Here is an 11,510-nt window from a genome sequence, read left to right as displayed (position 1 = left end):
TCTTACTTTGCTCCAGAAGTAGCGGATTCATACCAGGATGCGAGCAGCTTGCGCTCATCGATGCTCACACCGGTCACATTGGCAGGCGGCATGGCATGGGAACGCCCCGCCTGCAAATAGATTTCGCGCGCATGGGCTGCAATTTCCCTATCATTTTCAAGCACTACGCCCTTAGGCGGCGCAATAATACCTTCCCAGCCGGGCTCCTTGGCGTGGCACATCGCGCACCGCCCCAGAACTGTGTCCCGCACCTTTTCAAAGTGCGGGTCCGAAATGAAGCTCTGTTGCAGCGATGAAATCTTCTGCTCGCTCGGCTCACCGGTGAGAATTTTTGGCACAGTCGAAAGCCACATGATGACGATGAACAAGAGCACAGTCACAAGCCACGTCCATGTCGGATTGCCTTTGCGAGCATGACGCGTGTTGAACCAGTGGCGGATCGTGACGCCCATCAGGAACACCAGCGAAGCGATGATCCAGTTGAATTCTGTTCCAAACGCCAGCGGATAGTGGTTCGACAGCATCAGGAAGAGAACTGGCAGCGTCAGATAGTTGTTATGGGTCGACCGCTGCTTGGCGATCTTGCCGTATTTCGGATCGGGCTTGCGGCCGGCGATAAGATCGGCCACCACAATTTTCTGGTTCGGAATGATGACCATGAACACGTTGGCAGACATGATCGTCGCAGTGAAAGCACCCAGATGCAGAAAGGCCGCGCGACCCGTAAACAGATGCGTATAGCCCCAAGCCATCATCACCAGAATGGCGTAGAGAATGATCATCAGGAGCGTATCGCTCTTGCCGAGCATCAGCTTGCAAATGGTGTTATAAGCAATCCAGCCAAAAGCCAGTGAAGCAATCGAAATAGCGATTGCCGTCGGCGCCGATACATCGAGCACATTCGGGTCAACCAGATAAAGATCGGCACCCGCATAATAGACGATGCAGAGCAAAGCAAAGCCCGACAGCCATGTGGCGTAGGATTCCCATTTGAACCATGTCAGATGCTCGGGCATCTCCGCGGGGGCAACCAGATATTTCTGGATGTGATAGAAACCACCACCATGAACCTGCCATTCTTCGCCATAAGCACCAACGGGTAAGCCGGGACGCTGGCGAAGCCCTAAGTCCAGCGCGATGAAATAGAAAGACGAGCCGATCCACGCAATCGCAGTGACCACGTGTAGCCACCGCGCTGCAAAGCCCAGCCAGTCCCAGGCCACAGCAAGATCATACATCCGGCACTCCCATTACTCGTTCCCTTGTTTGTTAGTTTATTATTTGCCAAAGCTTTGCGCCTGTGTGAACGTCGCATCAAGACCATCACTTTCAAAAAAATATATACAATGGTGGAACAAACGCATGTCTTATCTTGATAATCTGCGTGTTTTTGTGCGCGTTGTCGAATTGGGAAACTTGTCTGCGGCAGGTCGCGACCAGCGCGCATCACCCGCTGTTGCAAGCAATCGAATCAAGGAGTTAGAAAAGCATCTCGGTGTGCGTCTCTTCAACAGAACCACGCGCAAACTCACACCAACCGAGCATGGACGCGTTTTTTATGACGGTGTGGTTAAAATACTGGAAGCTGTAGACGAAGCCGAAGCCGCTGTCGCAGAACTCGCCAAAAATCCAAAAGGATCGATTCGCATTACAGCGCCATTGGGGCTGGGTCGCAGACTGATCGCCGCGGCAATTCCAGAGTTTCACGACAAATATCCGGACATAGAAGTGCGCCTGCGACTATCTGACCACGAGATCGACATCATGAGTGAAAGCGTTGATGTTGCTTTCAAATTAGGCGTTCTGGAAAATTCCAACTTGCGGATGCGCGGCATTTTAAACTGCGAACGCGTGATCTGTGCATCGCCCGCATATCTCGAAAAACACGGCACGCCTCAATCGCCGGATGAGCTGTTGGGCAATCAACATGATTGCCTTCTGCTGCGCTTTCCCGGCTCAAAAGAGTATTTCTGGTCGTTGCAGACACCGGAAGGCCTGCGCAAGTTTGAAGTCACCGGACCTTACGACTCCGATGATGGCGACGTATTGACGCAATGGGCGCTGAGTGGACGCGGAATCATCAACAAACCGCTGTTTGAGGTGAAGGAATATATCCGCGAAGGGCGGCTGGTTCCAATCCTTGAAAGCACGCCTCCTGCATCCATCCAGCTCGCTGCGATCTATCCGCACAAGCGGTTTCAGGACCCGAAAGTGCGCCTGATCATTGATTTCATGACAGAGCGCTGCCAGCGGCAGATCAAGGAGATTTTGGCTTAAACAAGCTGTAGAACCTTGGTGGAAATCAGAACAGCAGTCAGCACTTCCGCCGCAGCCAGTGCGGCAATGACTTCCGGTCGCTTGTCTTTCACAAGCGCCCCGCCAACTGGGCATATGAGATTTTCAAATAAATCATCGCTGCCCATTTCTCGTTTCAACCAGCTTTTGAAAGTGGCTTTCTTGGTCTTCGAGCCGATCATGCCGACATAGACCGCATCGCCGCGCTGCAAAGCCTCGGCAACGATCAGAAAATCCAGCGCATGATCATGGGTCAGCACAATAAAGCTGCTTGCCGGAGGAGCCGAACGCACCACCTGTTCCGGCATGGCCGCAAGACAGGTTTCAACGCCGGGGGCATCAACCGCCATCAGTTCCGCTTCACGCGTATCCACAAGGATAACCCGTACAGGTGTCAGCGACAGCGCATAGGCCAGCGCATCGCCGACATGGCCGGCACCGAAAATATAGACATGCGGGCGGGTGGCAATTTCGGCATCGACTTTGGCAATAAGGTCTTCTGCCAGACCACGATTAACCCGCCGGAAGCTTAAAGCCACGCGACCGCCGCAGCATTGGCCAATTTCAGGGCCAAGTGGAATATCCATAGGCGTATCCCTGCCGCCAGCAAGAATTTTTCGGGCGTGGTCAATCGCCATATATTCGAGTTGCCCGCCACCAATGGTGCGGAAGATCATATCGCGCGCAACAAGCATCCACGTGCCCACGTCTCGCGGGGCAGAGCCTTTAACGTCCGCAACTTCCACCAGCACACAATCAGGGCGACGGTTCAGAAAATCCCGAATATCGTCCCGCCTGCCCAGCATAGCATCAGCCTTTCTGACTTCGTAACCGCTCGATGGCCATTAGTACGCGCTCGGGCGTTGCTGGCGCATCAAGGCGCGGACTGATCTTGTGATCGGCAACGCTCGCCACTGCATCCGACAGCGCATAAAGCACCGACATGCCATGCGGCAGCGGCGGTTCACCAACCGCCTTGGAGCGGTGAATTGTCGGCTCATAAGCCTCCGACCAGTCGGTCAAGGCCACATTGAAAATCTTCGGACGATCTGATGCAAGCGGGATCTTGTAGGTTGACGGTGCGTGGGTGCGTAATCGGCCCTTGTCGTCCCAGACGAGCTCTTCCGTGGTCAACCAGCCCATGCCCTGCACGAAACCGCCTTCCACCTGGCCAATATCGATGGCACGGTTGAGCGAGCGCCCCGTATCATGAAGAATATCCGTGCGTTCGACCACGTATTCGCCTGTCAGCGTATCAACGGAAACTTCCGAGCAGGCCGCACCATAGGCGTAATAATAGAAGGCGTGGCCTTTCCCCTTGGCACGATCCCAGTGGATTTTCGGGGTCTTGTAATGCCCCGATGCGGAGAGCTGCACGCGCCCGATATAGGCCTGCCTGACCAGATCGTTGAAGCTTATTTCCTGATTACCAACGCGGACGCGGTTGGGCAGGAAGACGACCTGATCTTCCGGCACCTGATATTGCTGGGCTGCAAAATGAATAAGCCGTTTTTTGATCTGACGCGCCGCATCAAGTGCTGCCATCCCATTCAAGTCAGCCCCTGAAGATGCTGCCGTGGGTGCCGTATTTGGCACTTTCGCGGTGGTTGTTGCGGTGATCTTCACACGATCAAGATCAATCTGGAATTCTTCAGCCACAACCTGCGCTACTTTCAGATGAAGCCCCTGCCCCATCTCGGTGCCGCCATGGTTCATATGCACCGAGCCGTCATTATAGACATGCACCAGCGCGCCGGCCTGATTGGATTCCGTCTTGGTGAAGGAAATGCCGAATTTCACCGGAGTCAGTGACATACCGCGTTTGACGTAGCGGCTTTTGGCGTTGAATTCGCGGATTGCCTCGCGGCGCTTCGCGTAATCAGCGCTTTCCTCAAGCTCGGAAACAATACGCTGGATGATGCAGTCTTCCACCTTCTGGTGATAGGGCGTCACATTGCGCGTGCCGTCTGTGCCCATGGCGTCATAGAAATTGAGCTTGCGGATTTCGAGCGGGTCTTTGCCGACCGCGAAAGCCACTTCCTCAATCACGCGCTCGGCACCCACCATGCCCTGCGGACCACCGAAACCACGGAATGCCGTGTTGGACACGGTGTTGGTATAAAGCGGTGCCGACTGCGCATGAACGGCGGGGAAGAAATAGGCATTGTCGCAATGAAACAATGCGCGATCGCCGACTGGACCGGACAGATCGGCAGAAAACCCGGCATTCAGTGCAAACAGATAATCGACACCGAGAATATTGCCTTCATCATCGAAACCGACTTCATAATCAATCATGAAATCATGCCGCTTACCGGTCGAGGTCATATCCTCATCACGATCAAGACGAACTTTGACGGCGTGCTTGTGTTTTTTGGCAGCAATCGCGGCAATCGCTGCCCATTGATTGGCCTGCGTTTCCTTGCCGCCAAAACCGCCACCCATGCGCCGCACTTCCACCGTCACCGAGTGGCTTGGCACGCCAAGCGCGTGGGCGACCAGATGCTGCGTTTCACTTGGGCCTTGCGTGGAGCAATAGATGGTCACATCGTCATCTTCGCCGGGGATTGCAAGCGAAGCCTGCCCTTCGAGATAGAAGTGATCCTGTCCGCCGACTTTCATACGCGCCTTGACCTTGCGCGGTGCGTCATCAATGGCTTTGCGGGCGTCACCACGATTGAGCGTCAGCGGCGTGAAGACCAGCTTATCCTTGTAACCATCAAGGTCGGAAATGGAGAACAGACCCGGCATTTCTTCATAGTCGATCTTTGCAAGACGCGCTGCGCGACGCGCCTGATCGCGCGTGCGGGCCAAAACCGCAAAAATCGGCTGGCCGTGGAATTGCACATTATCGACTGCAAAAATCGGATCATCATGCATGCCCGATGGTGAGACATCGTTTTCGCCGGGCACATCCTGATAGGTCAGCACATCAACCACACCGGGCGCGTTGCGCACGGCAGACAAATCAACGCCAGTGATTTTGCCATGCGCAACGGTTGAGAAGCCAACACCAATATGAAGGGTGCCTTCAGGCTCCGGTATATCGTCGATATAAACTGCTTCGCCTGTCACATGTTTATGGGCTGAATCATGGCGCTGATCGGTCGCGACACCACCCTTGATACGGCTCGCTTTGATTGCGCTTGCAGGATGCTTGTTCATGTCATCCTCCTTATGCAGCGACAACGTTTGGTTTACGCAAAGGTTCGCTCTCGCCTTGCGTTTCAGCATAGAAACGGCGGAGCAGATTTTTTGCGACCAGCAGACGGTATTCAGCTGTAGCGCGCATATCGGTCAGAGGCTGATAATCGAGGCCATAGGATTTAATTGCGGCTTCGATGCTCTCTTCATTCCATGGTTTACCAAGAAGGGCTGCTTCCACATTGAGCGCACGTTTTGGCGTTGCCGCCATGCCGCCATAGGCGATGCGAATAGAGGCCACATTGCCCTCAGCGTCAAGTCCAAGATGGAAAGCGCCAAGCGTTGCGGTGATGTCTTCTTCAAAGCGCTTGGAAATTTTATGAATGGCGAACTGGCTGTCTGCCACTGGTAGCGGCACATGCACAGCCTCCACAAACTCGCCCGGCTGCCGATCCTGTTTGCCGTATGCAATGAAAAAATCTTGCAGCGCAATAGTGCGGTGTTCTGCACCTCTGCGCATTGTCAGCTTTGCATCAAGCGCGATCAATGGCGGTGGTGTGTCGCCAATCGGCGAACCATTGGCGATATTGCCGCCGATGGTGCCCATGTTGCGTACCTGCTCGCCGCCAATCCGATTGATGAGATTTCCCAGCGCTGGAATACGTTTTGCCAAAAACGAAAAGGCTTCCGTATAGGTTACGCCCGCGCCGATACTGATAACGCCATTTTCTTCGCTGACTGTGCGCAGTTCATTGAGATGCCCAATAAAGATGACCGGCGAAATATCGCGCATCATCTTCGTGACCCAAAGGCCGACATCGGTTGAACCAGCAACGATGGTGGCTTTCGGTTCATTTGCATAAACAGTGGCAAAATCATTGAGGTCGGCAGGGACGACCAGACGGTCTTTGCCACTCCCAACCTCAACCCGCGCACCATCACGCAAGGCCGTCAGTTGGCGGAACACATGCGCACGCTCAACAGCAAGCGCATCATCCATCAACGTGCCATAATCGGAAATCGCCCGCGCTGCACGTATAATGGCCTCATAGCCGGTGCAGCGGCAGAGATTGCCTTGCAGCGCCTTTTCGATCTCAGCATCCACAGGCTTTGGATTGCGCATCCACAGCGCATAAAGCGACATGACGAAGCCCGGCGTGCAGAAGCCGCATTGCGAGCCGTGAAAATCGATCATTGCCTTTTGAACGGGATGCAGGCCACCGTCGGAACCGCGCAGATGCTCAATGGTCACGACATGCGCGCCATCCAGCGAACCGACAAAACGAATGCAGGCATTCACGCTTTCATAGACGAGTTCGTTACCCACGATCTTGCCGACCAGCACCGTGCAGGCACCGCAATCGCCCTCACCGCAACCTTCCTTGCTGCCACGCAGTTTGCGCGACAAACGCAGATGATCGAGCAGGGTTTCTGTCGGCGAAACACGGTCGAGCTCAACTGTCTCGCCGTTCAGCAGAAAGCGGATTGTGTGTCTGACTGCTTGACCCATACCGCTTAACTCCCGCGATAGGTTGAATAAGAAAACGGCGAAACCAGAAGCGGCACATGATAATGCGCCTTTTCGTCAGAAATACCAAAACGCAATGGCACCACATCCAGAAACGGGATCACACCGTCCCTTTTGCCGAAATATTCACCGACATGGAAAAGCAGCTCATATGAACCAGAATGGAGCGCATCGCCCGCAAGCAGCGGTTCACCGCAGCGACCATCCGCATTGGTGCGAATTTCGCGCAAGATTTCTGCCTGCTGATTCTCGATCCGGCGCAATTCGATGCGCAGATTTGCCGCTGGTTTACCATTGACCGTATCAAGGACATGCGTCGTTAACCGGCCCTGACCGCTTGCTTGGCTTCCCATTTTTACTCCTGCCGCCTGCACGATTCTTCCGACATCACCGTTAGAACCATTGCAAGCACTTGTTTTTGTGTGATTTATTTCACGCAACACGTGAGTGTTTGCGAACCACACTTGTTCCCTATTGTGAGTATTTACCGAAGTTATGTCTTGGGAAAGATGATAATCGTTGGATGTCTTTCAAAATTTTGAGGGGGAATGGTCGGCGTAAATCTTTATTATCATGAGCAAAACAGACAAAAATCGAGGGAATTCCACATGAGTTATCCGCGCAATCTGGTTGGCTATGGCCGCAACACACCAGACCCACGCTGGCCGGGTGGGGCAAATATCGCCGTGCAGTTCGTCGTCAACTACGAAGAAGGTGGTGAAAGCTGCATCCTTGATGGCGATCCCGCATCCGAATGCCTGCTTTCGGAAATCGTCGGCGCGCAGGCATGGAACGGTCAGCGCAACCTCAACATGGAATCGATCTACGAATATGGTGCCCGATCCGGCTTCTGGCGTTTGTGGCGCGCTTTCACGCGACGCAACATGCCGGTAACCGTCTATGGCGTGACCCTTGCCATGGAGCGCAATCCCGAAGCCATCAGCGCCATGAAGGAAGCCGACTGGGAAATTGCCAGCCACGGTCTGCGCTGGTGGGAATATAAGGATGTTCCCGAAGAGGTGGAGCGCGAACACATTCGCGAAGCTGTGCGCCTGCATACCGAAATCACCGGCTCGCGCCCACTCGGCATCTATCAGGGCAAGCCATCGGATAACACGCTGAAGCTGGTGATGGAGGAAGGCGGCTTTCTCTATTCAGCCGATTCCTATGCCGATGAATTGCCATACTGGGTAAAGGGGCCAAAAGGTCCGCATCTGATCGTGCCTTATACACTTGATACAAATGACATGCGCTTTGCCACGCCACAGGGCTTTAACTCCGGCGATCAGTTCTACACCTATCTCAAAGACACATTCGACGTGCTTTACCGCGAAGGTGCAGAAGGTGCGCCGAAGATGATGTCGATTGGCCTGCATTGCCGCCTCGTCGGTCGTCCGGGCCGTGTAGCGGCACTTGAACGCTTCCTCGATTATGTGCAAAGCCACGACAAGGTCTGGGTTGCCAAGCGCGTCGATATTGCGCGTCACTGGCATGAGCATCACAAGCCAAAGCAGGCCGATGTCCTACCCTCCAAGGCCAGCAAGGCCGACTTTGTTGCGCGCTATGGCGGGATTTTCGAGCATTCGCCATGGATTGCCGAACGCGCCTATGACATGGGTCTGACGGAACTGGCCGATTCTGCATCCGGTCTTCATACGGTTCTGGTCCGCGCATTCCGCGCTGCATCAGACGATGAAAAGCTCGGTGTTTTACGCGCCCATCCTGATCTTGCAGGAAAGCTTGCGGCGGCGAAGCGTCTGACACCGGAATCCACATCTGAGCAAGCATCTGTGGGCCTTGATGCTTTGAGCGATGACGAGCGCAAGACATTCACCGAACTCAACGATGCCTATACGCAGAAATTCGGCTTTCCTTTCATCATTGCCGTCAAGGGCCGTAACAAGAAGGAAATTCTCGATGCTTTCAAACGGCGTGTTGAAAACTCGAAACAAGCGGAGCTGGAAACCGCGTGTGAACAGGTCGAGCGCATCGCGCTGCTGCGGCTCAAAGATATTCTTCCCGAAACACTATATTGATCAGAGGCAACAATGAGCCGTAATTATTACGCACCGACCGGTGGCCTGCCGCCACAGACGCAAATTCTGACTGATCGGGCCATGTTCACTGAAGCCTATGCGGTCATTCCGAAAGGCACATTCAGCGATATTGTGACAAGCTTCCTGCCCTTCTGGGACAAGACGCGTCTGTGGATCATCGCCCGCCCGCTTTCGGGGTTTGCCGAGACATTCTCACAATATATTATGGAAGTGCAGCCCGGCGGCGGCAGCGACCGAGCCGAACTTGATGATGGCGCGCAGGGTGTGCTGTTCGTGGTTGAAGGCGAAATCACCGTCACACTTGACGGCCAGGATCATGTGCTGAGCGAAGGTGGTTATGCCTATCTGCCGCCAAAGAGCGGCTGGACGCTTCGCAACAATTCCGGCGCTGTCGCGCGCTTCCATTGGGTGCGCAAAGCTTACGAATATGTTGATGGCCTCGATGTGCCGGAACCGCTTTTCCTCAATGAGAAGAACATCGCACCAACACCGATGCCCGACACCAACGGCGCATGGGCAACAACGCGTTTTGTTGCCCCAAACGATCTGCGTCACGACATGCATGTGACTGTAGTGACTTTTGAGCCGGGTGGCGTGATCCCGTTCGCCGAAACCCATGTGATGGAACACGGGCTTTATGTGCTGGAAGGCAAGGCCGTCTATCGGCTCAATCAGGACTGGGTGGAAGTGGAAGCCGGTGATTTCATGTGGCTGCGCGCCTTCTGCCCGCAGGCTTGTTATGCCGGTGGTCCGGGAAAGTTCCGCTATCTGCTTTACAAAGACGTCAACCGCCATATGAAGCTATCGCGTTAAAAATAGAAACGGCGGGCCAAAAGCCCGCCGCTGCCATGCCTGACTGGAGATCAGATAAACTTTGCGCAGTCCTTCTACGCTGTTCAATGGCATTCTCTATATAGCTTGTATTTTCAGTTAAAAATAATCACATATAGTTTATTTTGATCATTCAACCCAAAATCAAAGTAAAAATACAATTTATTGCTATTATTTCTTAGGAAGATAATATTGAAGATTATAAAAAGACCGCCACATATAGTGACGGCCTTTTTTTAATATTAGAACGAGCGCTGGAAGCGAACCATACCGCCCCATGCATCCTTACCATTGAGAACAGAATGGCTATCCTTCCACTTGGTGTAGGATACTTCTGGCGTAACAGTGAAGCCAGGAACCAGCTGATAAGCAACATTTGCCGTCGCCGCCAGCGTATTGGTGCCATCAAAGGCAAGCTGCGCATTCAGCGTTGCCTTGTCAGTTGCCTTAAATTTCGCACCACCCCAAACAGCCCAATCGCCACCCCATGTGCCGTAGAAGCTGCTGATCATGCGAACACCGTCCTGATAGATGTCCTTGTTGGACTTGTAGCCACCCATAGCCCAAACCGAGAAGCGATCGGTAAGGTTCAAATCACCGCGCAGCTTGCCAGCCCATTCTTCGTTACGTGCGTCATAAGCAGCAACGGCGGCAATCGTGCCCCATCCCTGTTCATACTTTACACCACCAACAACATGCGGGGTGTAATCTTTGATCGTGCCATTAAAGCCATAGGCGCTGTCTGTATCTTCGTTGTTGCCTTGTTCCAGCGACAAGATAGCAGAAAAGCCGTTATCGGCAGTGAACGTATAGCTGACCAGTCCCGTACGATAACCGCCTGCGAGGATCACGTCATCATTGAGGACGTCGCCAAGATAACCCGGGAACGTCACGAATGCGGATTCATCAAGACCAAGGCGAAGACCACCGAGCTGAATATAACCAAAGCGAAGCGAACCGGAAGCACCTTCTACACCATTGCCCCAGTCATAGCGGGTTTCAGCATATGTCTTCAAAGTGCCAAGTTCAGTTTCCGACGCGGTGCTCAGGCGCAGTGAAAGACGCGCTTTGTTGTCCCAGCTGTTGCGGCGGGTGTCGACAAAACCTTCACGATCTCTGAAACCACGGCCATAAACATTATCGCCGCCGCCGACATCATAACGCACGTAACCGGAAACGCGCAGGCAGGTTTCGGTGCCTGGAATATAAAAATAGCCCGCGCCATAAGCATCGCATACACGCACATATTCAACATGTTCCGGCTCTGGAGACACGATCGTGTCAGCAGCGTAAGCACTGGTTGTCGCTACAGCCATAACGGCTGCGGAACCAAGAAGAAGACCTTTAATAGTCATTTTATTATACTCCAGTAGATATATAAATTCAGACTCCTTTTTGATAGAACACAATTATTATAAGCGGCAATCGCATTTTCATCAGTATTTAAAAAATATATTAATATGTATCATATGCGCAACTATTTAGTATTTGCTTTAAATTATCCCAATTTTAAAATTAATACTTTTAATTAATAGTTATAAAATAATAGCTAGCAACTTTTTATTTTTAAAATTATATTACTAATATTCTATAATTTCACCCTTCAACCATTTTTTAGAATATACTAAAAAATACCCTGCCTGCCGTTTGCTTCA

General features: G+C 52.9%; 9 protein-coding genes. 3 read left to right on the top strand and 6 right to left on the bottom strand.

Features of this window, described 5'->3' with window-relative positions; genetic code table 11:
* Nucleotides 1–2: 2 nt before the first annotated feature.
* Complete coding sequence (locus tag ABE530_RS02160; RefSeq protein ID WP_499693446.1) at nt 3–1,238, bottom strand: urate hydroxylase PuuD; 1,236 nt, start codon at nt 1,236–1,238, stop codon at nt 3–5.
* Between the two features lie 124 nt (nt 1,239–1,362).
* Between ABE530_RS02160 and ABE530_RS02155 the strand changes: the two genes are divergently transcribed.
* On the top strand, nt 1,363–2,277 hold the full coding sequence (locus ABE530_RS02155; protein ID WP_499693445.1) for a LysR family transcriptional regulator: 915 nt from the start codon (nt 1,363–1,365) through the stop codon (nt 2,275–2,277).
* Here ABE530_RS02155 and xdhC read toward each other — a convergent pair.
* Genes xdhC through uraH form a run of 4 tightly spaced genes read right to left on the bottom strand, consistent with a single transcriptional unit; the run spans nt 2,274 to nt 7,320 of the window.
* Complete coding sequence (gene xdhC, locus ABE530_RS02150) at nt 2,274–3,101, bottom strand: xanthine dehydrogenase accessory protein XdhC (RefSeq protein ID WP_499693444.1); 828 nt, start codon at nt 3,099–3,101, stop codon at nt 2,274–2,276. The two genes, ABE530_RS02155 and xdhC, sit on opposite strands and share 4 nt — an antisense overlap.
* Before the next feature lie 4 nt (nt 3,102–3,105).
* Nucleotides 3,106–5,460, bottom strand: coding sequence for a xanthine dehydrogenase molybdopterin binding subunit (gene xdhB, locus ABE530_RS02145; RefSeq protein WP_499693443.1), 2,355 nt, complete (start codon nt 5,458–5,460; stop codon nt 3,106–3,108).
* Nucleotides 5,461–5,470: 10 nt separating this feature from the next.
* Nucleotides 5,471–6,949: a xanthine dehydrogenase small subunit gene (xdhA, locus tag ABE530_RS02140; RefSeq protein WP_499693442.1), complete on the bottom strand. Its 1,479-nt coding sequence runs from the start codon at nt 6,947–6,949 to the stop codon at nt 5,471–5,473.
* A gap of 5 nt (nt 6,950–6,954) precedes the next feature.
* Nucleotides 6,955–7,320 (bottom strand): hydroxyisourate hydrolase, encoded by a 366-nt coding sequence (gene uraH / locus ABE530_RS02135; RefSeq protein ID WP_265982998.1) that lies wholly within the window; start codon nt 7,318–7,320, stop codon nt 6,955–6,957.
* 255 nt (nt 7,321–7,575) lie between these two features.
* On the opposite strand from uraH, the gene puuE reads away from it, so the two are divergent.
* Complete coding sequence (puuE, locus tag ABE530_RS02130; RefSeq protein ID WP_499693441.1) at nt 7,576–9,003, top strand: allantoinase PuuE; 1,428 nt, start codon at nt 7,576–7,578, stop codon at nt 9,001–9,003.
* A gap of 12 nt (nt 9,004–9,015) precedes the next feature.
* On the top strand, nt 9,016–9,837 hold the full coding sequence (locus ABE530_RS02125) for a bifunctional allantoicase/(S)-ureidoglycine aminohydrolase (RefSeq protein ID WP_499693440.1): 822 nt from the start codon (nt 9,016–9,018) through the stop codon (nt 9,835–9,837).
* 260 nt (nt 9,838–10,097) lie between these two features.
* On the opposite strand, the gene ABE530_RS02120 is transcribed toward ABE530_RS02125, so the two are convergent.
* The gene (locus ABE530_RS02120) at nt 10,098–11,210 is read right to left on the bottom strand and encodes a porin (RefSeq protein WP_265982995.1); all 1,113 of its coding nucleotides are present in this window, start codon (nt 11,208–11,210) and stop codon (nt 10,098–10,100) included.
* Between the last annotated feature and the right edge of the window lie 300 nt (nt 11,211–11,510).

This window comes from Brucella sp. TWI559, from assembly GCF_039674265.1.
Taxonomy (GTDB): domain Bacteria; phylum Pseudomonadota; class Alphaproteobacteria; order Rhizobiales; family Rhizobiaceae; genus Brucella; species Brucella chromiisoli.
Note: the sequence above shows the minus strand (reverse complement) of the source record. Positions and strands in the feature narration are given on the sequence as shown.